Origin of the sequence: Empedobacter tilapiae (genome assembly GCF_004785645.1) — a bacterium.
GTDB classification, from domain to species: Bacteria; Bacteroidota; Bacteroidia; order Flavobacteriales; family Weeksellaceae; genus Empedobacter; species Empedobacter tilapiae.
On record NZ_SRPE01000009.1, the window covers coordinates 1 to 23,940 of the forward strand.

Annotated in this window: 23 protein-coding genes; 9 read left to right on the plus strand and 14 right to left on the minus strand. The window is 29.2% G+C overall.

What is annotated here, in order from left to right:
• Positions 1–563: 563 nt before the first annotated feature.
• Positions 564–1,058 carry a hypothetical protein gene (locus E4J94_RS12575; RefSeq protein WP_135836152.1) on the plus strand — a complete coding sequence of 165 codons (495 nt, stop codon included), beginning with the start codon at positions 564–566 and terminating at the stop codon, positions 1,056–1,058.
• 507 nt (positions 1,059–1,565) lie between these two features.
• On the opposite strand, the gene E4J94_RS12580 is transcribed toward E4J94_RS12575, so the two are convergent.
• The 9 genes from E4J94_RS12580 to E4J94_RS12620 form a co-directional block, all read right to left on the minus strand.
• Positions 1,566–2,672, minus strand: coding sequence for an efflux RND transporter periplasmic adaptor subunit (locus E4J94_RS12580; RefSeq protein WP_135836153.1), 1,107 nt, complete (start codon positions 2,670–2,672; stop codon positions 1,566–1,568).
• Positions 2,673–2,676: 4 nt separating this feature from the next.
• Positions 2,677–5,835, minus strand: coding sequence for an efflux RND transporter permease subunit (locus tag E4J94_RS12585; protein ID WP_135836154.1), 3,159 nt, complete (start codon positions 5,833–5,835; stop codon positions 2,677–2,679).
• Between the two features lie 19 nt (positions 5,836–5,854).
• Entirely contained in the window at positions 5,855–7,237 is a 1,383-nt protein-coding gene (locus E4J94_RS12590) for a TolC family protein (RefSeq protein WP_135836155.1), read from the minus strand.
• 88 nt (positions 7,238–7,325) lie between these two features.
• Positions 7,326–7,754, minus strand: a complete 429-nt coding sequence (locus tag E4J94_RS12595; RefSeq protein WP_135836156.1) for an HYC_CC_PP family protein — start codon at positions 7,752–7,754, stop codon at positions 7,326–7,328.
• A 153-nt stretch (positions 7,755–7,907) separates the two neighbouring features.
• Positions 7,908–9,278, minus strand: coding sequence for a tetratricopeptide repeat protein (locus E4J94_RS12600; RefSeq protein WP_135836157.1), 1,371 nt, complete (start codon positions 9,276–9,278; stop codon positions 7,908–7,910).
• Between the two features lie 119 nt (positions 9,279–9,397).
• The gene (locus E4J94_RS12605) at positions 9,398–10,726 is read right to left on the minus strand and encodes a DUF11 domain-containing protein (protein ID WP_135836158.1); all 1,329 of its coding nucleotides are present in this window, start codon (positions 10,724–10,726) and stop codon (positions 9,398–9,400) included.
• Positions 10,727–10,732: 6 nt separating this feature from the next.
• Positions 10,733–11,302: a hypothetical protein gene (locus E4J94_RS12610; RefSeq protein ID WP_135836159.1), complete on the minus strand. Its 570-nt coding sequence runs from the start codon at positions 11,300–11,302 to the stop codon at positions 10,733–10,735.
• Positions 11,303–11,682: 380 nt separating this feature from the next.
• Positions 11,683–12,738, minus strand: a complete 1,056-nt coding sequence (murB, locus tag E4J94_RS12615; RefSeq protein ID WP_262710484.1) for a UDP-N-acetylmuramate dehydrogenase — start codon at positions 12,736–12,738, stop codon at positions 11,683–11,685.
• Positions 12,716–13,918, minus strand: a complete 1,203-nt coding sequence (locus E4J94_RS12620) for a pyridoxal phosphate-dependent aminotransferase (protein ID WP_135836161.1) — start codon at positions 13,916–13,918, stop codon at positions 12,716–12,718. The genes murB and E4J94_RS12620 overlap by 23 nt, the downstream gene beginning before the upstream one ends.
• Before the next feature lie 100 nt (positions 13,919–14,018).
• Between E4J94_RS12620 and E4J94_RS12625 the strand changes: the two genes are divergently transcribed.
• The 3 genes from E4J94_RS12625 to E4J94_RS12635 all read left to right on the plus strand — a co-directional run bounded on the left by E4J94_RS12625 (position 14,019) and on the right by E4J94_RS12635 (position 15,108).
• Positions 14,019–14,378, plus strand: a complete 360-nt coding sequence (locus tag E4J94_RS12625) for a YtxH domain-containing protein (RefSeq protein ID WP_019974497.1) — start codon at positions 14,019–14,021, stop codon at positions 14,376–14,378.
• A 63-nt stretch (positions 14,379–14,441) separates the two neighbouring features.
• The gene (locus E4J94_RS12630; RefSeq protein WP_135836162.1) at positions 14,442–14,792 is read left to right on the plus strand and encodes a phage holin family protein; all 351 of its coding nucleotides are present in this window, start codon (positions 14,442–14,444) and stop codon (positions 14,790–14,792) included.
• Positions 14,782–15,108 carry a hypothetical protein gene (locus E4J94_RS12635; RefSeq protein WP_135836163.1) on the plus strand — a complete coding sequence of 109 codons (327 nt, stop codon included), beginning with the start codon at positions 14,782–14,784 and terminating at the stop codon, positions 15,106–15,108. Before E4J94_RS12630 ends, E4J94_RS12635 begins: the two co-directional genes overlap by 11 nt.
• A 58-nt stretch (positions 15,109–15,166) precedes the next feature.
• Here the strand turns inward: E4J94_RS12635 and E4J94_RS12640 are convergent, their stop codons facing one another.
• From E4J94_RS12640 to E4J94_RS12650, 3 genes are read right to left on the minus strand one after another with little or no spacing between them, the layout of a single operon-like run.
• Positions 15,167–16,729, minus strand: a complete 1,563-nt coding sequence (locus E4J94_RS12640; RefSeq protein WP_135836164.1) for an efflux MFS transporter permease — start codon at positions 16,727–16,729, stop codon at positions 15,167–15,169.
• A gap of 4 nt (positions 16,730–16,733) precedes the next feature.
• Positions 16,734–17,780, minus strand: coding sequence for an HlyD family secretion protein (locus E4J94_RS12645; RefSeq protein ID WP_135836165.1), 1,047 nt, complete (start codon positions 17,778–17,780; stop codon positions 16,734–16,736).
• A gap of 2 nt (positions 17,781–17,782) precedes the next feature.
• Positions 17,783–19,117 (minus strand): TolC family protein, encoded by a 1,335-nt coding sequence (locus E4J94_RS12650; protein ID WP_246034329.1) that lies wholly within the window; start codon positions 19,115–19,117, stop codon positions 17,783–17,785.
• A gap of 119 nt (positions 19,118–19,236) precedes the next feature.
• Here E4J94_RS12650 and E4J94_RS12655 point away from each other — a divergent pair, with 119 nt between their 5' ends.
• The 3 genes from E4J94_RS12655 to E4J94_RS12665 all read left to right on the plus strand — a co-directional run bounded on the left by E4J94_RS12655 (position 19,237) and on the right by E4J94_RS12665 (position 21,269).
• Entirely contained in the window at positions 19,237–20,091 is an 855-nt protein-coding gene (locus E4J94_RS12655) for an AraC family transcriptional regulator (protein ID WP_246034330.1), read from the plus strand.
• 15 nt (positions 20,092–20,106) lie between these two features.
• Positions 20,107–20,634 (plus strand): NADPH-dependent FMN reductase, encoded by a 528-nt coding sequence (locus E4J94_RS12660; RefSeq protein WP_135836166.1) that lies wholly within the window; start codon positions 20,107–20,109, stop codon positions 20,632–20,634.
• 89 nt (positions 20,635–20,723) lie between these two features.
• Positions 20,724–21,269 (plus strand): NADPH-dependent FMN reductase, encoded by a 546-nt coding sequence (locus E4J94_RS12665; protein WP_135836167.1) that lies wholly within the window; start codon positions 20,724–20,726, stop codon positions 21,267–21,269.
• A 57-nt stretch (positions 21,270–21,326) separates the two neighbouring features.
• On the opposite strand, the gene E4J94_RS12670 is transcribed toward E4J94_RS12665, so the two are convergent.
• Positions 21,327–21,743 carry an OsmC family protein gene (locus E4J94_RS12670; RefSeq protein ID WP_135836168.1) on the minus strand — a complete coding sequence of 139 codons (417 nt, stop codon included), beginning with the start codon at positions 21,741–21,743 and terminating at the stop codon, positions 21,327–21,329.
• 125 nt (positions 21,744–21,868) lie between these two features.
• Here E4J94_RS12670 and E4J94_RS12675 point away from each other — a divergent pair, with 125 nt between their 5' ends.
• A complete protein-coding gene (locus tag E4J94_RS12675) occupies positions 21,869–22,246 on the plus strand; it encodes a VOC family protein (protein ID WP_135836169.1) in 378 nt (125 codons plus the stop codon).
• An 11-nt stretch (positions 22,247–22,257) separates the two neighbouring features.
• Positions 22,258–22,725, plus strand: coding sequence for a DUF6265 family protein (locus E4J94_RS12680; protein ID WP_135836170.1), 468 nt, complete (start codon positions 22,258–22,260; stop codon positions 22,723–22,725).
• Here the strand turns inward: E4J94_RS12680 and E4J94_RS12685 are convergent, their stop codons facing one another.
• Entirely contained in the window at positions 22,726–23,919 is a 1,194-nt protein-coding gene (locus tag E4J94_RS12685; RefSeq protein WP_135836171.1) for a Pycsar system effector family protein, read from the minus strand.
• Positions 23,920–23,940 lie beyond the last annotated feature (21 nt).

The following is a 23,940-nucleotide window of genomic DNA, read 5'->3' on the forward strand; positions in this document are numbered from 1 at the left end:
TTAACCTGCTCGGGATGTAATTCCGTAGGAAGAATTCCAAAATGCAACGCCATTGCCGCCACATGCCGAGAATAATTCTCGAAAGTACGCTGGCTTCTGCCTAAAATGGAAATATTTCGCTGAAAACGTTGCAGAAGTTCAGAAAAACCCGTAATTTCACTACAAGCGCGATTAATGTATTTGTTCGCTCTTAATTCCTCCGGAGATTTTTTTTAGTTACCATAGTATCAATTGTTTAATATTAATATACTAAGGTACGAAATCATCGCAGCGAAAGCTACCGGAGGTTTAGTTCAACAAAGGTTTGTAAAATGGTAGGGTTTCGTATAACTTGAAATATTGTGCTGTTAACTAACAGGAGAAACTGTTTCACAAATAAAAGATTATATAACAATCCTCATTTATTTTTTTATAATAGTTTTTTGTGTAAAACTATAATTTATTGTGAGATAGTTTTGGATATTTTGAGCATAGCTATACAATAGAGTATTTTATGAAAGTTTTGTATATTAGTTTTTGTAAAATAATGTTAGATATAAGCTTTTAAAAATATTATTACTTATATGTTTGAATTAATTTGGACTTTTATAAATATAGCTATATTTATATACCTCCTGTTTATATGTTTTGAATTATTAAAATTGATCAAAACAAAAATTGGTTTTGTTAAAACAATAGTCTTAACAATAGGCTTCATTTCAATAATATCAAAAAATACCAATAATGAAAATGACTCAATAGAATTGTTAAATGAAACATCCATAAATTCAGAAAAGTATAAAATTGAAGAAACAATTGAAAGTAACATTATATCTAAAATTAAACTTTCATTATTTTATTCAAATAATAAAAATGAAGTAGAATTTACAAGTGCTAAAACTGAGAAATTCGGATTAACAAGTGGTACTGAATTGAAAATTCATTCAATAGCTATAAACAAAGCTGAAATTAATAAAAAATACAATTATAATATTTTAGGTTCTAAAGAATGGAAATTACTTGGAATTGGGATTTATACAGAAAATAAAGAATACGAAGGAGAATTTAAAGTAAAATGATAAAAATCCAACAATTAACATAGGAAACTGTTGTACAACTCTATATTTTGATAGACTCAATAATCGATTTTATAGCGTTTTTTTATTTTTATACAACAAGGTATACCTCTTATTTTGTCTTCTATTTTTTTGAAAGACAAAATAGACTATTTCTTCGAAATTCTTTAGCACTTTCTACTTAGTTACTTCCCTTCGACTCTACTGGAAAATTAATTGCAATAAAATTATTGATATTTATTATTTATTTCATTCGTTTGAAGCAATATTTTATATCATTAGTAAAGAGCAATCCAAACAATAGAAACATTCAATTACACCATTATATTATCATTCATACAATGTTTTATTTTATGAATATGTACTTTCTTTTAAAATGAGTTACCTCATCATAATTTTCGATCTCACTTTTTTAAATAGAAAATATTTTATAGCCTTTTAGTTTTTATAAAAAATTACCGTAGCATTAACTACGGTAATTATATTCTTAAAAAAGAATTTCTTGCTAAATTACTTTTTTGCAACTTTAGTTGAAGTTGGAACTTTTGTTCCTTCAACAATTTCTTCAGAAGCCATTTTCAGAATCTTACTTCCTTCTGTTAATTCTCCAAAAACCTCAATTTTATCATCCATCATACGTCCTTTACTAATTACAATATTTCTTGTTTTACCATTTTCTACAGCAATAACATAAATTCCCATACCACTTTCTACAACGGACATTTTTGGCACAAAAAAAGTAGGTAGTGTATTTTGTAAAGGAATATTTGCTTCTGCTACCATATATGGTTTTAGCATATTGTTTTGATTGATAAAATCTGCTTCAATTTTTTCTGAACGAAGCTTTACATTCAAACTTCCAGACTTTCTACTCACAAGAGCCATATGTTTTACTTGCGGTTGCGAACGTACATAAAAACGGATAGTATCTCCTAACTTTACATAAGGCGTGCTCGCTTCTGGAATAGAAAGATTTAGCCTCAACTTTTGATTATTTTCAATCACCAAAAGTGGCTCTTTACTCATTGGACCAACATAAGCCCCTAAATCAATTGTTCTATTCGTAATTGTTCCACTAAATGGTGCTCTAATCACCAAATAATCATTAATATTTCTGATTTCATTATAGGCTGAATGTGCAGCTGCCAATTGAGATTCGTCTGATAATTTTCTGGCTTTTATCTGATCTATTGCATCTTTTGCTACAGCTCCTTTTGTCTCATCAGCCTTTAGCATTCGGTCATAAGTTGCTTTTGTTGCTAAATAAATAGCTTCTTGCGCTTGAACTTTTGCTTTCGCATTTGCGATTTGCGAAACAATTTCTGGTGCTTCTAATATAACCAAAATTTGTCCTCGAGTTACTTTATCACCAATATCTACACGAATTTGCTTGACATAACTATTCACTTTTGCAAACAAATCTGTCTGTTCATATGGTTTTAACTCACCTGCTAATTTTAAAGGAACCAATGGATTTGATTTCGAAATCTCAATCGTTTCCATCATATTCATCATTTCCATTCCTTTTGCTTCAGGTTTGGCTTCTTTATTTTCGTTTTTGTTACAAGCTGATAAAAGAATCAAAGCCGCAACTGGTATTATATGTTTGAATTGCATTTTTTTATTGATTTGATTGTACAAAATGGGTACTATTTTCGTCTTCAGGATCTAAAGAAGGAGAGATTATACTTGCTTTTTTCTGCATCCATCCAAATACTAATGGAAGAATAATTAGAACAGAAAAAGTTGAGAACAACAAACCTCCAATAACAGCTCTACCTAATGGTGCAATATGATCTCCTCCTTCACCAAAACCAATTGCCATAGGTAACATACCAGCAATCATGGCTAAAGTTGTCATTATAATTGGACGAATACGAAGCTTTGCTGCTTCAATTCCTGATAAAATAGAATCATTATTTAGTTTTCTTAACGTTTCAGCATTACTGATTAACAATACTGCATTTGCAATAGAAACACCAACCGACATAATTAATCCCATATACGATTGAAGATTTAATGTAGATCCAGTTATTTTTAACATTAGTAGAGCTCCAACAACTACAAACGGAACTGTTGATAATATGACAAGAGAGACTCTAAACGACTGAAATGTTGCTGAAAGCATCAAGAAAATTACAATTACAGCGATTAATAACCCTGTGGCTAAACTAGACAATGTTTCTTCTAAAACTGGTGTCATTCCTGCTACTTCAATATTAATTCCTTTCGGAAGTTCTCCTAACGAAGCTATAGCAGCATTAACATCTTGTGAAGCTTGTTCTAAATCTGTTTTATACAAATTTGCTGTAACAGTTGTATAACCCATTGTTCCTAAATTGTAACTTTCTCCCAATTCTTTTGTAGGCGTAATCGTTGCAACATCACCCAAAACAGGTCGATCTGAGTTTTTAGTCAGAGGTAAATTCGCTAGCTCCTCTTTACTATTCAAAATATTTTGTGGTGTTTGAACCTGAACGTCGTAAGCGATTCCCATCATACCTCCTACCCAAAAGTTTTTGTTTGTATAACGAGTAGAAGCAGTTGCTGCAACTAATGATTTCGCAATATCTTGTGCATCTAATCCTAATTGTGCAGCCCTTGTACGGTCTATATTAATCTGCATTGCAGGATAATCCATCGATTGAGGAATTTGTTGATCGCGTAGATAATCAATCTCTTTTAACTTTGCTAAAAGTTTATTTGCATACATACGATTCATCTTCTTCATCATTCCAGAAACACGAATTTCAATCGGCGTATTTGTTCCTTGACTTAAAATTTTCTCTGTTAACTCAATTGGTTCAAATGAAATAGATAATTCAGGCATTTTTTCTTTGAAATAGACTCTTAATTCATCTTTCAATTCATCTGAATTTCCTTTAAATTCTTTCAAAGCAACTTGCATCAAGGCTTCGTGTGGCCCTGCATTATATAAATACACGGGACTTACAGCAAATGTAGATGGATGTTGACCAATAAATACCGAAGAAATTGCGATGTTATCTTCTCCTACATTATTTTTAAGATGAGTTAAAAATTGCTTCACTTTTGCTTCTGTAACCTCTATTCTAGTTCCTTCTATAGCTTTTATGCGAACTTGAAATTGTCTTGAATTAGATGTTGGTAATACATCTTTTCCTGTAATTTGATACAATGCAAAACCACCAATCAAAACCAATAATAAACTTATACTGACAATGATTTTTTTCTGTTTTGTTAGTCGAGTTAAAAAGTTTACAAAACGATTTCTGAACTTAGAAAACCAATCCTCTTTGTGAGCTAGATTTTCACAATGATCCTTCTTGTGTTTCATCATCCAGTTTGCCATAACTGGTACAAAAGTTTGTGATAATAAAAACGAAACAATCATCGAGAAACCAATCGCTAAGGCAAGTGGCATAAACAACGATCCTGGAATTCCAGTCATCATAAATGCTGGTGCAAAAACAGCCAAAATACACAACATAATTAATAATTTAGGGAAGGCTATCTCCTTACACGCATCCCAAATAGCTTGGGCTTTTGATTTTCCCATTGCAAAATGTTGATGAATATTTTCGATTGTAACCGTACTTTCATCAACTAAAATACCAATTGCCAAGGCTAAACCTGAAAGCGACATGATGTTAATTGTTTGTCCAAATAATTTCAAAAACAATACGCCAGAAATAATGGAAATCGGAATCGTCATAATTACAATCAATGCAGCACGACGATCATTTAAGAATAACATTACCATCACCCCAGTTAACAATGCACCTAAGACTCCTTCTATAACTAAACTTTTCAACGCATTAGTAATATAAATAGATTGATCAAATTCATAAGAGATCTGAACATCATCTGGCATATTTCGTTGAATGTTAGGTAATTCTTTTTTCAACGTATTGACAACATCTAATGTAGAAGCATTACCTGCTTTTGCTATATTGATATAAACAGAACGTTTACCATCAATCAGCGCATAACCAGTCGCTATATCAGCACCATCTTTTATCGTTGCTACATCTCGGATATAAACATTATCTACTGATCCTTTGAAAATTGGAATATCTCCTAATTCTTCTACTTCTTTAACCGTATTATTAGTTGGAGTTAAATAGTTTTTATCTCCAATATATATGTTCCCAGAAGGAGATGTTATATTATTTCGGCTTATTGCTTCTACAATTTGCTCAGGTGAAATATTATGTGAACGCAATTTATAAGGATCAATATTTACCTCTATTGTACGTGGGCTTCCTCCAAAAGGTGGTGCAGTCATTAAACCTGGAATTTTAATCAAGAAAGGACGTGCATTAAAATTGGCAATATCTTGTAATTGATTATTCGTTTTTGTATTGCTGCGAAATACCAACTGTCCAACTGGCTGAGATGATGCATCAAATCGAATAATAAATGGAGGTGGCGCGCCGGGAGGTAAAAATACTTGAGAACGATTAGACAAAGCATTTATTGTAGCTATAGCTTCTCCCATTTCTGTACCTTCATAAAAGGTAACTTTCATTAAAGTTAACCCTTGCGTATTTTTAGATTCAATACTTTTTACTCCATTTGTAAAAAGCATCATGTTAACATACATTTTGGTAAAATAACCTTCCATTTGTTGTGGCGTATAACCATTAAATGAATGTGCAATGTAAACTACGGGTAAATCCATTTCTGGAAGAATATCCACTTTAATTTCTTTGGTTGCTTTAATACCAAAGAATAATAACCCCAACACCAAAACCATAATTGCTATAGGTTTTCGAAGTGCAATTTTTATTATATTCATATCTAAATTTCTTGATAAATTATGGCGTAATAACCTTTATATCACCTTCAGCAGATGCTAACAACAACAAGGCTTGCCAAACGTTATTTTGAGCTATTTCATAATCAATCTCTGCTCTATTCAAACTATATAAAGCTTGAGTAAAATCGACTAAAGTTGTTAAACCATTCTGATACAAAGCTGTTTGCTGTTTATATGCCATTTCAGCTGCTTGTAATTGAACTTTTGTTTCTTCGAAATTATCGTATGCATTATCCAATTTTGCATTTGCTTGATGAAACAAGATTTTCAATTCTTTTTGTTGTGAATCAAATACATATTGCAATGAGTGTGAAATGTATTTTTGTTCTTTTACTTTGGTATTGTATTTAAAAAAATTAGTGATATTCCAAGTAAGTGAGAAACCTAACAGATAATTACCACGGTCTATTCCAACACCTTTAAAATAACTTGTAGAATAAGCTGAATTATCTTGAGCATAATTAGCATCAAATCCTGATCCTCTACCTTGAATAACACCAAATGCTGATAGATTGGGCATCTTATTTGATTTCAGTAATTCGATATGTTGCTCATTTTCATCAATTTTACTTTGTTGAAATTGTAAATAAGGATGTTCTTTCAAATTTTCTTCAGTAGGTTTTTCTAATTTATTTGGTAAAGATGTACTATACAAACTATCTAGTTCATACACTTTAAAATCATCATTCATCAAAACTGCCAAATGCCTTGACCATTCTAATTCTTTGTCAAATGCCTTTATTTGTAATGATTTTGCATTAGACCATTCCGCTTTAGCTAATTGCGAATCAACTTCTGGAATTAAGCCACTTTTTGCGCGTGCATTCGTCATTTCGTAAAAAATTTGAGCACGCTCAGCATTTTTCTCTTGAACAAATTTCATTCTCTGGCTAGCTAATAAATTAAGGTAAGCAGCTCCAACTCTTATTTGCTGTTGAAAAATTTCTTGTTGTAAATCTGCTTTTGCTTTAGACTCTTTTTTTATTCCTAATTCTACCTGATTTTTATTTCGACCGAAAGTGAATAAATTCCAATTAACATTGGCAAAATAAAGAGATCCGAAAGCGGCATTCCAGTTTTGATCTGCTAACGGCATAGAAGTTGCCGCAGAAGCTAAACCACCATAAGCATACATTGGTCCATGTTGTACGTTAATCGTTCCAAAACTTTGTTGGGCAGAGACAGTAAAATCTGGTAAATAATGTTGCTTTTGAAAAGCTGTATTTTGTTGAGCAGCATCAACTAATAATTGTTTTGATTTAATTTTATCGTATTGATTTTCTGATCGAAAAAGAGCTTCTTCTAAAGTTAAAACTTGTCCGTAACTACTAATACTACAAACAAATGTAAAGCTTACTAAGGCAATGAATTTTAGTTTCATTGTACTTTATAATTTTAAAAATTAGACATAAAAATGTGTAGCAGTATCATAAAAAAATGAAGCTGCTAAATAAATTTTAGTCTAAAAATCAAATTCTATAAACGCAATGTAAAATATGTAAAGGGTTTCCTTTGAAAGGAATTTTTGAAGAAGTAAATGTATTGTTTTTCTGTATTGCTAATGCTAATACATCAGTATCGTAAACTGTTCCTAAAGTTTTGTTTGAGAAGAAATAATCTGAAAATTTTATAGAAAAATCAAAACTATTTTTCTTTTTTATACTATCATTTACCTTTACAAGCTTAGATAAATGCTTACAACAATTTTTCTTCTGATTTTTTAAATCTTTCTCTTTAGAAGAGCAAATAGGACAAGGTGTATCCTTATTCTGATTCTTTGTATCAGTAAAACTATAGATTATTTTTGTTGATCCTTTACACAAATGTGTGTATTGGGTAAAGCCTGAAGCCAATACCAAATAAAAAAGCGTAAAGAATATGACAAAAAGTTTTTTCATTATTAATTAAACACTTCAAAAGTAAGCTCTAAAAAATGAAGGAAACTTATATTATTCTACTTAATTTTTGTAAAATTTCTAAATAAATCTATAAAAAATCTTCATTAAAAAATGAACAACTTTATACAAAGGAAATTAAAAGTTGTTTATAACCTAAACATTTTGAATCCACTTATAAAAATCAATACTTGAATCTAAATTGAGTTTCTTTCTTAATCTATTTTTTCTAACTTGAATTGCTCTATTTGTTACAAATGTGTATTCTGCTATCTCTTTAGTAGAAAAACCTAAATAAATGTATGCACAAAAAACAAGGTCTTTTAATGTTAAATCAGGAAATTGATTTGTTAGGTTTTGAATAAAATTTGGATATAATTGTTTGAAATGTATGTAGAAGTTAGGATCGTTAGTTGTTGCTAGATTAATTACAAATGAAATATCATCTTGTGAAGTAGTTACAAATTGATTTCTATTTTCTTTTTTAGAATGCTTAAAAAATCTAACAAAAAGAATAATTATTAAAATAAATACAATAATGTATATTATATAATAATAAGTATTAGCAGATTTTTTAACAGAAACGGGAACTTCTTTATTCTTTGTCTCTTTATTAAATTTAGCTGTTTTAAAAAAAGATAGATACTTTTTACCATTTTCCTCATCATTTAGAATAAAATAAACTGCACTTAATTTTTTATATAATTCTAATCGATCATTATCTCCATTCGCATTTACTTGATTTGAATAATTGATGGCTAATTTGTAATTATCGATTGCTAATTGATATTTATTTAAACTAAAATAATAGTCTCCTTTTATTTTATAAAGACTATAAACATATGGATCATCATTACTTTTTAAAAATCGTTCTTCTGATTTATTAATATAATATAACGCTTCATCATAACGTTTTAATTTCAAATACAAAGAAGCATAATCGCTATATAAATAACCATATTCTCTATCTAGAAGTTTATCATCTAGCTTATTTAATTCGATACTTTTCTGATTGATATATTTCCAAATAGAATCTGTTTTGAATTGATAACCATATACAGATATTAAATTATCATAAGCCCAAATTCTTTGAAACTTATCAATATTATCCTTTTTATCAACTCTATATGAATACTTTAATTGATTATAATAGTTTTCTAAGGCTAAATCATATGAATTTATGTTTTCATAAATATTTCCATTAACTCTATACAATTCACAAACAATATAATAATCATCTTTGTCTAAATATTCTTTTTTTAGAGTGTCTATACTTGCTAAAGCTCTTTTATGATATCCTAAACTATTTAGAACTTTAGCCTTGTTTAAATAACTTTTTTGTATTCCATATGTATAATTTATTTTTTTAGAACTTTCTAGGTTTTTATCCATTAATTTTAAAGCCTCTATCCATTCATAATTATTATAATAATGATAAGCAGCTACAAAATTATCATCAATCTCTTTTTGGGTTTGGCCATAAATAAAGGTGGTAGCAAAGCTGAAAAATAATAAAATAAATTTCATTCTTATAATCTAAAAAAATATACAATTAGAAAAAACTTATCAAAAAAGGATTTGATAAGTTTTGCGTGCAAAAGTATATATAAAATGTATATATATACTATAACAGTAAAATAAACATTTTATTTAATGAATATCATTGGATTAGATATCATTCTATTTTTTTTTGCACCTTTTATTTCTGGTAAAACTGTAGCTGTATTATTGCTTAAATCTGGATCGAACTTGCTTGATTTTATAATCGCTGTATTTTTATATTCTCCAGAAGGTAATACTTTTGCTTTTACAATAAGTTCTGGCTCATCTACAGCTACTTTTAGTGTTCCTATTGTCCATTTACCATTTATATAATTTCCAAAATTTGGTGTTATAGTATGAGAAATATACTCATAACCAGAAGGAAGAATATCTTCTACAACTGCATCTGTATTGATATAAGGTCCAAGGTTTTTTGATTTAATTTTAAATTCAATCAAATCTCCAGGAATGTATGCTTTATCTTCTACTAAATTTTTCTCAACTGCTAGATCACTTCCATCAACACCTTGAAGTTTTTCAATAATAACTCCAGATTCCATTGTTGTATCAGAAACATCTGCTATAGCCATTTTAAAAGTATATTTTTCACCTGGAATTAAATTCTTTAAATCATACGTTATTAATTTTGTTAATCCATTCCATTCTATATAAATATCTCGTTTATAATTTTTTAAATCTGCATCATTTATATTTGCCATTAACATATTTGGATAACTATTACTATAAATTTTAGTTGTATGTCCATTGTTAATATATAAATCATTTTGCGACAAATCTGTTGGTTTTAAAGGAGAACTCCAAGCTCCTGAATTTCCTCCGTATTTACCATAATTAATATTATTAATTGTAATTGGTTTATTATTAGAAGGTAATCTTGCCATATTTTTAGTCCCTGAAATACCAGGTCCTTTTACAAAAAAACCAAAAACATCATTATATTGTCCTCCAACATAATCAGGGTATTCTTCTGAACCAAATTGAAAAGCAACTCTCAATGCTGTTAACCCTGGATCCAAAACAACATCAAATTCTAAAACAAACGTATTATAAATAGCTTGGTTGTCAATATTAGTTAAGTCACTATCATTATACCAGCCTGTATTTGGACTTGATTTACTTGGAGATAAATTACGGCTTAATACGTCTTCTTTTGCATTTCCAGTAGAGATTACTAACCCTTTATCAATTTCAAAATTAGCATTATAACCATTTTCAAATGTTAATACTTGTTTATCAATATTACCACTTAACAATCTTGGATTAGATAATTTTACACCTTTTGCTTGAATATGATTTAATATTTGATCTAATGTAGGTTTCTCTTTAACAATATTCACTGGAGTTACTTGAGCAAAAGAAAAGCTATTCAAAAATAGAGCAACTATAAGTGTTAAATATAAAAAAAATCTCATTTTCAACTATTTAACTACGAAAACTACATTCATAAAAGAAACATCTGTAGGACTACCTTTTACAGAATATTTCATTACACCATCCTCACTAATTGTTATATTATCAATGACACTATTATCATAATATGTAATGTAATAATACAATTTTTTAGAATCTGAATAATATGGAATAGATGGTTTAGCATTTATACTTTTTACCATCGGGTTTTCAAACTGATTTTTATAAACATTAAATAAATCAATTTGTTTTTGGCTTCCAATAATATTTGTATCAACAATCATAGAAGGCATATAAAAAGAACGAACAGAAGTTCCTAAACAAACCCATTCTGGTGTTGTTTCATTTCCTATGTTTTGACTTATACAATTATTCTCTTTATCAAAAATTAACAAACCATTGGCTGGTTTATTGATTAAACTTCGCTCTTGAATAGTTAATCTTGGTATTAAAACTCCTTTATCATTTGCTGATACATCTAGTAAAGAACTTGAATGTGGATTTTCAATATTAATTCCTACTTGTGCAAGACTTAAAATACTAGTAAAAGTTAATGCTAATGTAATTCTCTTTTTCATATTTTTTTTAAAATAAAAAATAAAAGCTCTGATTAAAATATCACCAAAGCTTTTATCATTAAAATGCTATAGATTTAAGCTAGTTAAAACTCTGAGCAAAATTATTTAGACAAAATATATAAACAACATTTATCCTATATCACATAAATAACAAAAAAGATATATTATTATTAATCAATACTCAAGTCTTTGTAAAAACAGAATAAATAAAACATAAAACATGATTGAGATAATTTTGTAGTATGTTTTTACTTTATATAAAATTCAATTTTAGTATTGTATATGATTGCTGAATAAAAAAATTAATTTACTTTTCGAAAAAAAATCAGATTCAAACATTTTTGAATCTGATTTTCATAATTAAAAAACAATAGTTTATTCTACTGTATAATATTGACTTCTCTAACCAATGTTACGCCATATTTGACTTTCACATCTTCTATAATTTTTTCAGATAAATCATAAATTTCACGTCCAGTTGCATTTCCATAATTCACTAAAACTAAAGCTTGTTTATCATGAACTCCTGCATCACCAAAACGTTTTCCTTTCCAACCTGCATGTTCTATTAACCAACCTGCGGCTAACTTAACACCTGAATCAGTTTTGTAATGAGAAATTTCTGGATGAAGTTTTTCTATTTCAGCAAATTCTTCATTCGAGATGACAGGATTTTTAAAGAAACTTCCTGAATTTCCAATCTGCGAAGGATCTGGTAATTTACTTTGACGAATTTTGATTACAGCTGCACTAATCTCTTGAATTGTTGGATCAAAAATTTGCTCCTTTTCTAATTCAGATTTTATTGCACCATAGTCCACATGAAGTTTGTGATTTTTCTTCGTCAATTTAAACGTAACCGCAACCAAAACATATTGTCCTCTCAACTCATTTTTGAAAACAGATTCGCGATAACCAAAATGACATTCTTCATTTGTAAAAGTACGCTCATCTCCTGTCTCCAAAACTAATGTTTGAACTTCTTCGATATAATCCTTGACTTCAACGCCATACGCACCAATATTTTGCATCGGCGCAGTACCAACATTTCCAGGAATCAATGAAAGATTTTCTAATCCACCAAAATCATTTTGCAGTGTCCATTCAACAAAATTGTGCCAATTCTCGCTTCCTTGAGCTTTTACATATACAAAATCATCATCTTCATTGATAATTTCGATTCCTTTCAAATTTAATTTTAACACAATTCCTGGAAAATCGTCTACAAAAAGCATATTACTTCCTCCACCAATAAATAAGATCGGTAAATCTTTTTGACGACGAAAAACCAAAACTTTTCGTAAATCTTGGATAGTAGCAACATCTGCAAAATATTTTGCCTTTGCCTCTATTCCAAATGTGTTATATAATTTTAATGAATAATTTTCGATGATTTCCATCTTCGTATTTTTCTTAAGATCTAATTGTTCCTGGATATTGTTCTAAAGCTTCTTTCAAAATTTCGACAGAACGAACCAAATCTTCTTCTTTCAAAACATAAGCCAAACGAACTTCTTGAATTCCTGAATTTGGAGTTGAATAAAATCCTGCTCCTGGCGCCAACATTACTGTTTCTCCGTTTGACGAGAAAGATTCTAATAACCAAATAGCAAATTTCTCTGCGCTATCAACTGGTAACTGAATCATACAATAGAAAGCTCCTTTTGGATTTGGACAAACCACACCCGGAATTTGCTGTAAACCTGCAACTAATGTATTGCGACGTTTTAAATATTCTGTACGACAATCTTCGAAATAAGTTCCAACATTTCTGTGGGCTAAAGTTGCAATGTATTGAGAAATTTCAACAGGACTTAAACGCGCTTGTGCATATAACATTGCAGCTTTTAAGAATTTCTCGTTACGAGTAATCAAAGCTCCAGAACGCGCTCCACATAAAGAAAAACGTTTCGATTCTGAATCAATTACAATTGCATTATCTTTCAGTTCTGGGAAACTTAAAACAGATGTAAATTCTTCTTCAGTATATAAATATTCTGCATAAACCTCATCCGCAATTAAATAGATATCATGCTCTAAAACTAAATCTTTCAATTGATTTAACTCTTCTTTAGAATAAACATATCCAGTTGGATTTCCAGGATTACAAATTAAAATTGCACGTGTTTTATCCGTAATTTTTTTCGCAAATTCTTCTATTGCAGGTAAAGCAAAATTATTTTCTATTGAAGATGGAACAGGAACAATATTTACATCATTTTCACATGTAAATCCATTGTAATTTGCATAAAAAGGTTCTGGAATAATGATTTCGTCACCTGGATTTCCAATAATTCCGAAAATAAATAATAAAGCTTCTGAACCTCCTAAAGTTGCAATAAAATTTTCTGGCGTTAAATCAATTCCACGATTTGTAAAATAATCTGCCAATGCCTGGCGATATTCCAACGTTCCTTCTGAGTGCGTATAAGAAATAATGTTTGAAGGGAAATTTTTCAATCCTTCTAAAACAGCTTTTGGCGACTCAATATCTGGTTGACCAATATTTAAATGATATACTTTAGTTCCTCTTTTTTTCGCTGCATCTGCGTAAGGCACCAACTTTCTAATTGGAGAAGCTGGCATATTTTGGGATTTTTCAGATAATATTAACATTTATTGTAATTTTTTAAATTTGATTTGAATTCTTTGGTATTGTTTTTGTAATTTTAAAGTGTAAATATAAAAAACGTTTAATCTCAAAAAAAACTTTATTATGAGTAAATTAAATAATGCAACTAAATTATTGGCAGGTTTAGCAATCGGAACAGCAATCGGAGCAGTAGTAGGTTTATTATATGCACCAGAATCAGGAAAAGACACGCGTAAAAAATTAAAAAAAGAAGCTGACAAATACAAAAAAGAGTTAGATAAATATGCGAACGATTTTTCTGATAAAGCAAAAAAAACTAAAAAAGAATTAGAAGCTAAATTAGAAGAAGTTAAAGCTAAATTAGCTGAACAAAAAGATGAATTTGTAGCAAAAGCAAAAGAAGCTGGAAAAGATTTAAAATCTAAAGCAAACCAAACTAAAGAAGATTTAAAAGACGAATTTCAAGAAAACGTAGGAGTTTAATTTCTTCAAAACACAATATTCCTTAAAATTTATAATTAACTTTGTCTGAAATAAATCATTTTTATGTTTAATGAACTAAAAGTTTATATTAATAATAGAATAACCTTAGCTAAATACGATCTTGTAGATTCACTGAGTAATATGTTAGCGAGTGGAATTTATGTATTAATTATTGCCGTATTTTCATTATTTCTATTATTATTAGGAAGTTTAGCATTAGGATTTATTTTAGGAGGTTATTTTAATGATACAGGATTAGGGTTTCTTACAGTTACTGGAATTTATTTCTTGGTAATGGTTCTTTGTATATTATTTAGAAAGAAGTTAAAATTACTTCTTGTAAATCTAACAATAGAAAATGCTATGGAAGCTATGTCTAACCATGATGATGACGAAGACGACGATGAAGAATAAAGAACAAATGTCTGCAATAAAAAATTTAGACGATTTGCGAATGGCAAAACGTAAACTAAAACTACAAATGAAAGTTGCTGAAAATAAGCATGAAAATTCATTTGTAAATAAAGCAGTTAATCTTGTAACAAACTTAAAATCTGATACAAGCTTCACTTCTTCTAAAGTTGAAAACGCGTTAAATTGGGTTGGAGATAAAGCCTCTAATAAGTATCCAATGAAAGGAGTTACAAAAATTGTAATTTCTGGATTGATTATGATAGCAGTTCCAATTATTACCAGTAAAATTCAAGAATACATAGAAGAAAAACTATAAAAATACTAATGAAAAGCCTTACATAAGTAAGGCTTTTTTATTTTAACAAATTTTAAACCTAGCGATGTAAAAGTCTATTTTTTACTGGTTGATAAAGAATCACAATTAATGCTGCAACAATTCCTATTACAAATAATGTTCGGAAAATTTCAATATTACTAACCAACAAAGCTTGGTTATACGATTTCGCTTTCAATGCAGTAGCAGTTATACTTTCTGCTTCGTTTGGGAGATGATTTGCAATATTTTTATTGAACAAATTATTCCACTGTTGTTGGAAAATTGGATTCGTTTTATCTAAATTTTTTGTCATCAAAAATTGATGTTTAGTCGTTAAAAATAGTATCGCATTTTGCATAATCGAAAATCCAATTGTCGTAGTCCAAAAACGAATTGCTGTTCCAATTTGTGCCGCACTACCCGTCATTGTTGGATGCACGGAACCTGTAATATACAATACCAAAGGTGTAAAAATAACACCTTGCGCAATTCCTTCTAACATCAGCGTTGGCGCTATTGCTTCGACTTTTGTATCTGGATAAAACAAGTAACTAAACCACAACATACTCATGGCTAAAAGTATAAATCCAAGAAAAAATATTTTTCTAAAATCGACTTTATTTTTAACCATAAAAAACGAAAACACAACACCGATAATAGAACCTGCTACATTAAAATATTGAATTTCTAAAACATATTCCCATTGCCATTTCCAAACTGTTGACATGACTTGGTAAATATTACTCATTCCGGCACGTAAAACATAGAAAATAAAAAACATTAATATTCCTAAAACAACTCGTTCTGATTTGAAAATATCAAAATGAAACAAAGGTCGTTTTGCTGTTTTTTGGTGCAATAAAAATAAACCACTAAAAATAAGCGTCGATGCAAATGCTATGACAATAATTGGAGATTCGAACCAATAATATTTTTTTCCATAAATCAAGAAAAATGCACCAGAAATTAAAGAAATAATCATCAAGAAAATCCCTCCTAAATTTAATTGATACAATGGTTTTTTAGGAAACATTCTGTTATGATTAAAGAAAAACACATAAATGATTAATGCAACAACGTGAAAACTCATTATCGTATACACCATCATATTGTGGTTATAGTTCTCTATCGCAAACTTAACAATAGAAGTCGTGAATTTATCACCTGTTAACATTACGCCGTACAAAAATGAATAAGCAATCAATTTTGAATGTTCACTTTTAATATTCGACATAATGATTGGCAACAAAATACAACCTTCGAAAAGCGATAAAGGTCCTTGAATAAAACGCAGAATCAAAATCAATTCTGTATTTGTTGTCAATGTCATTCCAAACAATACCAAAATGTTAAGCATGGTCATTGTTAGTAAATAACTTCTGATATTGAAAAAGTGAAAAAATCGAACGTGAATAAATAAACCACAAACAATAGTGGCATACGCCATCGAAAAAAGGAACTGCAAATCGTCGACTTCCAAATCCAAAAATGATGCTGTAAACGTACTATTCATGTTGAATATCGTCAAAATCATCAAGTGTGGAAATAGCGCAAGTATAAAAATTGGCACAACCAATTTTTGCGGAACCCATTTATTGAATATTGAATTTTGTTGTGACATTTATTTAATTTACTTTTTCTGCAGAAACATTTACATTCATTCCGGTACGCAATTTTTCGATATTTTTAGACTCTTTCAGAATTATTTTCACAGGAAAACGTTGTTCAATTTTCACAAAATTCCCTGTTGCATTATCAGGTTTTATCAAAGCAAACTCAGACCCCGAAGCTGGCGAAAGTGATTCAATTTTTCCTTCAAACTCAATATTTTTATAGGCATCAGCTTTTATAATAACTGGCTGATCCAAATCGATTTCTCCAATTTGCGTTTCTTTAAAATTCGCAACAATCCATTTCTCTTTCGAAACCACTTGCACCAAGGCTTGTCCTTCTTTTATTAACTGACCTTCTTGTATATTTTTTGTTCCAATCCAACCATCGTAAGGTGCTACAACATAAGTATATGAGAGAGTAAGTTTGGCATCGTTCAATTGGGCTTTTCGTTGTAAAATTTGAGTTTTTGCAGGTGCAACTTTTGTTTGTTCAGCAGACGCACTAACATTCACTGCATTACGTTGTTGTTCCAAAGCGCTCAAACTTGCTTTTGCTTGTTTATACTTTGCTTCAACTTCTTCAAATTGCTGTACGGTTGCTGCATCTTCTTGAACTAAATTTTTGAAACGATTATAATCTTTTTCCGTTCTCCAAACCTCTATTTTAGCAGCTTCTATATTTGCATTAACAATATTAACATCACTCGATTTTGTATCTACTGCTTTTTCATACGTTAAAACAGATTGCGAAGTCGATTCTAAATTAGCTTCTGCAATATCAATCTGATTCTGAAACTCTCTATTGTCAATCACAACAAGCGTATCACCTTTGTGTACAAATTGATTTTCTTCGAAATTTACTTTTTTGATAAAACCAGAAACTTTACTCGAAACTGGCGTAATATATTGTCGCACTTGCGCGTCATTTGTATTGACATGTGAACTCGAAAAGAAATAAAACCAAGCCACTGCAGAGATTCCTATGATAATAAAAATCCAAGCAATAGCCGAAAGTATTCTATTCATTCGTTTTTCTCCTTTTGTCTGTTGTTTTCCCATTTTTATAAGTTTCCTAAAACGTATTGTAATTGATAGTATTTTAATTGTTTGTTGATTTGTAATGAAATCAAATTCGATTGAGCCTCTAAATAAGCGTTATCCGCATCGATAAGTTCTGTAATCAAACTCAATTTATTGACATATTTTGTTCTCACAATTCGATAATTTTCTTTGGCTTGGCCAATTGCTTCTTCCGCTATTTTTATTTTTTCGATCGATTCTTCTAATCGTTTATTCGCAGCAAAAACATCGTGTCGAATTTGTTCTTCCTCCTCTTCTATTTCTAATTTTGCAATCGAAATGTTACGATCTGCGATTTGCATTTTTTGTTTATTCTTAAAAAAATTACTCAACGGAATCGAAACATTGACACCAATCATTCCGTTTCTGTTCAAATATTCTTCTGGCGGAAAAAACATAAAATTTGGATAATTGTACCCATATTCCGCTCCAGCAGTTATTTTTGGTAATGTATTGGCTCTGGTATTTTTCTTATCAATTTCTTTTAAATTCAAATCATCTTTCGCAATTTTCAAACTTTCATTTTGATCCATTGCTTCCAAAATCATTTCATCAACCAATCCTAAATATTCTTCATTTGTAAACAAATCATTGGTGTCAATATGCATTTCTTGATTTTCTGGTAATGCCAAAATTGTTTTGATTTGATGTTCTATAATTGAAATCTCGTTTTCCAATTCAGTAAAAGACATTTTATGATTTGACAATTGCAATTCTGTTCTCAAAACTTCGTTATACGTAACCAAACCATTTTTTTTCAAGGATTCTGTTTGTTTTATTACAACCGAATCTTCTCTCATTTTATCTGAAATCAACATTTGTTGTTCCTGTAAATGCAACGCTTGCAAATAAGCTGTGATAATTTGCATTCTCAATTCTCGCTCATCTTTTCGAACTTGTAGTTTCGAAATATTGGTTTCTATTTCAGATTTTTTCTCATCATTTTTTAATTTACCTCCTAAATAAATTGGAATTTCAGCCGAAAGTGTAAAATCGTATTTCATACGAGGAACAACATATTTAGTTGAAGGTTTTAGAAAACCACCATCTTCGTATTGGCGTAAATTACTCAAAACATGAAAACCAGTGTGGAAATCTACATCTGGCAATTTTTCATTTTTAAGATCTTTCTCTTTTAATTCTGCAATATTAGTTTTTAAAGCACTAATTTGTAATTTTTTATTATTTTGAAATCCAATTTCAATTGCTTTGCTTAATTTCAGTTGGTTATAGTCTATTTTATTTTGAGCATAACTCAACCCACTCAGCATTAACAACAATGTAAGCAACTGATATTTAACGAATTTAAATATCATTTTGTATTATTTATAAGTCTGTTATTGATTTTTAGTGCTGCAAATTTACGTTCAAAACACCTCTACCCTCTTGATAAAAAAAGAAAATAATTTGCTCATTTACGCCAAAATAAAGTAATTTGCAAAAGCAAAACATTTTACCTTTAAAAAAGCATAAAACAATGTTGTTTGACCAGTTTTTTTTTGACGAAGTTGATAAATCTAAAGTTCATTTTTATATACAACATGCTCATTTAGATACGATAGGAACGCGCATACATCAGCACAAAAAAGCACAATTATTGTATGCTGAAGGTGGAATTGTACATGTTTTTGTTAACGACAAACATTGGTATTTACCTGCGCGATGTTTTATGTGGATTCCTGCAAATACACCACATTCTATCTTAACTAACAGTAAAACAGGCGATTTATATAACTTTTATTTTAAGACCGAAAAAGAAGAAAACGATTTTTATTCGATTACAAATATTTATTACACGAATGAATTGTTAAGGGAAATGATTCTATACACCAAAAATTGGAGCGGATCTATTTCAGAAAAAGATCCTGCTAAATATGATTTTGTAAAAGCCATACGATCTATTTTACCTGAAATGGAATCGAACAAATTACCAGCTTTCATTCAACATCCATTTCCAAAAGATCAGAAATTAATTGATATTGCCCAATTTCTGATGAAAAATATCGAAAAAAATTATTCTATAGATGAAATTGCCCAACAATTTGGGTTGAGTACTCGAACATTATCTCGAAAATTTAAAGATAATATGGGAATGAATTATGTAAGATTTTTGCGTTCACTTCGTATTACAAAATCATTGGAATTGATTGCTGAAAATAAATATAATATGTACGAAATCGCAATGTTAGTTGGTTATAATTCGTTGTCATCTTTCAGTAATATTTTTCAGAAAGTTTCAGGAATTCGACCTACAGAATATGCACAATTATTACATACAAAAAAACAATAACTAAAAATAAAAACTATGATTATTAAAGCTTTTGCCGGAAGTAATAGTTCTACTTCTATCAATAAACAACTCGTAACTTATGCCTCTTCTTTATTAAACAAAGATCAAATTGAGATTTTAGATTTAGATGACTTTGATATCCCTACTTTTGATATTGATATAGAAAAAGAACAAGGTTTTTCTGATGACGTAAAACGATTTTATCAAAAACTTGTTGATTCTGATATTTTACTTATTTCATTAGCAGAACATAATGCTTGCATTACAGCAGTTTTTAAAAGCTATATGGATTGGTGCTCAAGAATTAATTATAAATTTCTTGAAGGAAAAAAGGTTTTCGTTATGAGTACATCTCCTGGTGGTTATGGAGCAAAAAACTCTTTAGAAATAGGTTCTAAATTAATTACAAAATTAGGAGGTGACATTTTAGTCGATTTCTCTTTGCCTAAATTCAACGAAAATTTTGCTGAAGGTAAAATTACTAATGAAGAATTAAACAGAGAATTGATTCTCAAAATAGATGAATTTAGAAAAAAAATCTAATTTTTTCGCATTTCATATCATATGTCAATATATTTTACCTGATGCTGCAATAAATTTGCTTCATCAAAATAAAATAACTCAATAAGAATATGAAAATTCTAGCTTTCGCTGGTAGTAACAGCAAAAATTCAATTAATAAACAATTATTAAATTATACTTTAGATCAAATCGAAAATGTAGAAATCGATTTAGTTGATATCAATGACTATGAAATGCATATATATTCTATTGATCGTCAATTAGAAAATGGATTTCCACAAGAAGCACAAGATTTTTACAATAAAATCAAAGATGCAGAAGGTATTGTAATTTCTTTGGCTGAACACAATGGAAACTTTTCTGTTGCTTTGAAAAATATTTTGGATTGGGTTTCTCGCATCGAAATGCCTTATTTGAAAGATAAAAAAGTGCTGTTATTAAGTACATCTCCAGGTGCCTATGGTGGAGGAAATGTAATGGAAGTTGCGACAAAATATTTTGGAATGTTTGCAAGTGGAGAAATTGTAGCAAGTACAACTTTCCCTTCGTTCAATGATAATTTCCAAAATAACGAAATTGTAAATGAAGAATTAAAAAATAAAGTATTAACACAAATTAATATCTTTCAAGATGCTTTAGTTACTGTTGAAGCTTAATTAAAAGCATATGTATAAAAAAGGTCTTTCGAATGAAAGACCTTTTTTATTATCAATTTAATTTACGTTTATCTCGTAGGTGATATCAATCCCTCCATTTGCAAGCATATCATGTACACTACAATACTTCTTAACCGCTAATTCAGCAGCTTTATTTGCTTTATCTAAATCAATATTTCCTTTTAAGAAAAATTTGATATGAATATTCGTGAAAATATTTGGAATCTCATCCCTACGTTGACCTTCAACCTCAACTTTAATATCATCAATTTCTTGGCGTTGTTTCTTCAAAATCTCATTCAAATCAAAAACACTACAACTTCCCAAAGCTATTAATACCAATTCCATTGGACGAACACCTTTTCCTTCTCCTCCTATCGATTCTGGCCCATCAATATTTACTTTTACTGATGAACTTGGCGCTGTCGCTTCATAGTGAGAAGCCTTGTTTACTCTATTTAATTCAATTTTCATCTTATTCCTTTTAATGTATAAAAATAATGATTCTCAAAAGATTTCTTCCAAAAATTAATTGAATAATCAGTTATGAACCAATTTTTATCTTAAATTTAAATACTAAAATATAAATATAACGGAAAATGAATAGTATTGTATATTTTGAAATTCAGGCAAATGATCCGAAAAAGTGTATCAAGTTTTATGAAAATATTTTCGGATGGAATTTTGTAAAACAAGAAGGTCTACCGATTGAATATTTTCGTATCAATACTTCTGGTATGGAAGGTGGAATGTTTAAACGTCCTGCTGAAATACCTCCTCTAAATTGTGGCACAAATGCATTTACATGTACAATTCAAGTAGAAAATTTTGATAAAATTGAGCAAAAAATAATTGAAAATGGAGGAATTGTAGCTATGCCTAAGTTTGCAATTCCTGGTATGTCTTGGCAAGGTTATTTTTTGGATACAGATAATAATGTATTCGGAATCTTCGAAGTTGATCGAAATGCAAAATAAAACATACCAATATGAAACTATTTACTTTTCTTCTTTTATTTAGTTTTTCACTGAATTCTTGTCAAACAAATAAAACTTCGCCAAACAAAACAAGTTTTGATTTTTTGGTTGGAGAATGGATTCGAACAAATGAAAAATCGGATCGGAAGACTTATGAAAATTGGAAAAAAGTTGATAAAAACACTTTTTTAGGTTGTGGTTTTACAATCAAAAATAACGATACAATTTCACAAAAACATCTTACTATATCTAAGATTGATGATAAATGGATACTGAAAGTCAACTTGGATAAAACTAAAAACGAAACAACTGATTTTAAACTTATAAATTCTGATAAAAATTCTTTTATACTAGAAAACCAAGAAAATGATTTTCCAAAAATTATTAAATATTGGAAGGTTGGTAATCAATTAAAAGCAGAAATTAGTAATGATGAATCAAGTAAAATTGATTTTGTTTTTGAAAAAATAAAGAAATAATTAAGCAACATTTGTTATCATCGCATAAGCAAAAGTAAGAACTGATAATATAGTTCCAATCATAAAAATGGTATATGTAATGCTTAATAATCGATATTTTCTTTCAAGAACTTTTCCTAAATAATACAAATCTCTTGTCATAGAATTATATAAATAATCTCTATCTTTCATTAATTCTTGCATAGCTTCTTCATAAGCATCAAGCGACATTTGATAAAAATTTCCAAAGAAAAGTAGATTTACTTTTTTGTTCTTGACATCTTCTTCATTAAAACTTTCGTATGTTACATTTGGTTTTGTTGCTAGAATTGCAAAAACAATAGAAACAACACTAGATAAAAGCATTACGATAGAAGGAAGTAATAAATATTCGTTCTTTGGGCTTCCTAATTTTGGAACCAAAGTAGAAAGCGCAATAGAAATTACAATTGCATTTACAGATAGTAAAATATTTGCTTTACTATCTGCAATATCGCTTAAACGAGTATGATTATTCAATGTTACACGAAAAAGAGTATCCACTCCTCGTTCTGGTTGTTGAATTTTATCATTTTTCTTTTTCTTTAATTCATATTTATTTGGGATATCACCAATAAGTTCAATTTCTTTAATCTTATTTTGAGTATAAATTAAATTCTCTTCTTTTCCTTTTTGCCAAAGCTTTTTAGCTGAATCAGTATAAAAATGATGAACTTTCAAGAAGAAATTTCTATTTTCTAAATGCCATTCATAATCGGAAAATTCTTTCTTACATATTTTAGAAATCTCATCTCGTAATAATTCGGAAATTTTCGGATATTCAACTTGTCCTAAATGATAATTGTCTGCATCCTTTACAATTGCCTCTCCAATATTTTTAGGAGCTCTATTTATTGTTGTAATTAAAATATAATCTTGAATCTCATTAATATAATTTTCATCAAAACTATGTTCAGTTAAATATTGTTTCGCAATATTCGCACTTTCGTTTTCATGACCTTGCACGATTTTTGTGTATCCTGTATCATGAAACCAACCAGCAATTAGTAATTTTTCTTGTAAATCTGTAGAAATTTCCTCTTCTGCACACAAAGTTTTTATAGCTTCCACAACTTTTACTGTATGCATAAAATTATGATACGTAAAATCTAAAGAAAGATTATCTTTGAACAGATTGAAAACATAGTTTTCTATATTTAATAACAATTGGTTCATTACAAGTTTTTAACGCTTAAA

Excerpts from the sequence above, each read along its gene's own strand:
- E4J94_RS12660 (WP_135836166.1), top strand. The coding sequence starts at position 20,107 with ATGATTATTAAAGCTTTTGCCGGAAGTAATAGTTCTACTTCTATCAAT.
- E4J94_RS12595 (WP_135836156.1), bottom strand. The coding sequence starts at position 7,754 with ATGAAAAAACTTTTTGTCATATTCTTTACGCTTTTTTATTTGGTATTG.
- E4J94_RS12665 (WP_135836167.1), top strand. The coding sequence starts at position 20,724 with ATGAAAATTCTAGCTTTCGCTGGTAGTAACAGCAAAAATTCAATTAAT.
- E4J94_RS12575 (WP_135836152.1), top strand. The coding sequence starts at position 564 with ATGTTTGAATTAATTTGGACTTTTATAAATATAGCTATATTTATATAC.
- E4J94_RS12635 (WP_135836163.1), top strand. The coding sequence starts at position 14,782 with ATGAAGAATAAAGAACAAATGTCTGCAATAAAAAATTTAGACGATTTG.
- E4J94_RS12685 (WP_135836171.1), bottom strand. The coding sequence starts at position 23,919 with ATGAACCAATTGTTATTAAATATAGAAAACTATGTTTTCAATCTGTTC.
- E4J94_RS12680 (WP_135836170.1), top strand. The coding sequence starts at position 22,258 with ATGAAACTATTTACTTTTCTTCTTTTATTTAGTTTTTCACTGAATTCT.
- E4J94_RS12620 (WP_135836161.1), bottom strand. The coding sequence starts at position 13,918 with ATGTTAATATTATCTGAAAAATCCCAAAATATGCCAGCTTCTCCAATT.
- E4J94_RS12580 (WP_135836153.1), bottom strand. The coding sequence starts at position 2,672 with ATGCAATTCAAACATATAATACCAGTTGCGGCTTTGATTCTTTTATCA.
- E4J94_RS12625 (WP_019974497.1), top strand. The coding sequence starts at position 14,019 with ATGAGTAAATTAAATAATGCAACTAAATTATTGGCAGGTTTAGCAATC.
- E4J94_RS12585 (WP_135836154.1), bottom strand. The coding sequence starts at position 5,835 with ATGAATATAATAAAAATTGCACTTCGAAAACCTATAGCAATTATGGTT.
- E4J94_RS12590 (WP_135836155.1), bottom strand. The coding sequence starts at position 7,237 with ATGAAACTAAAATTCATTGCCTTAGTAAGCTTTACATTTGTTTGTAGT.
- E4J94_RS12675 (WP_135836169.1), top strand. The coding sequence starts at position 21,869 with ATGAATAGTATTGTATATTTTGAAATTCAGGCAAATGATCCGAAAAAG.
- E4J94_RS12670 (WP_135836168.1), bottom strand. The coding sequence starts at position 21,743 with ATGAAAATTGAATTAAATAGAGTAAACAAGGCTTCTCACTATGAAGCG.
- E4J94_RS12610 (WP_135836159.1), bottom strand. The coding sequence starts at position 11,302 with ATGAAAAAGAGAATTACATTAGCATTAACTTTTACTAGTATTTTAAGT.
- E4J94_RS12600 (WP_135836157.1), bottom strand. The coding sequence starts at position 9,278 with ATGAAATTTATTTTATTATTTTTCAGCTTTGCTACCACCTTTATTTAT.
- E4J94_RS12645 (WP_135836165.1), bottom strand. The coding sequence starts at position 17,780 with ATGGGAAAACAACAGACAAAAGGAGAAAAACGAATGAATAGAATACTT.
- E4J94_RS12640 (WP_135836164.1), bottom strand. The coding sequence starts at position 16,729 with ATGTCACAACAAAATTCAATATTCAATAAATGGGTTCCGCAAAAATTG.
- E4J94_RS12605 (WP_135836158.1), bottom strand. The coding sequence starts at position 10,726 with ATGAGATTTTTTTTATATTTAACACTTATAGTTGCTCTATTTTTGAAT.
- E4J94_RS12650 (WP_246034329.1), bottom strand. The coding sequence starts at position 19,117 with ATGATATTTAAATTCGTTAAATATCAGTTGCTTACATTGTTGTTAATG.
- E4J94_RS12630 (WP_135836162.1), top strand. The coding sequence starts at position 14,442 with ATGTTTAATGAACTAAAAGTTTATATTAATAATAGAATAACCTTAGCT.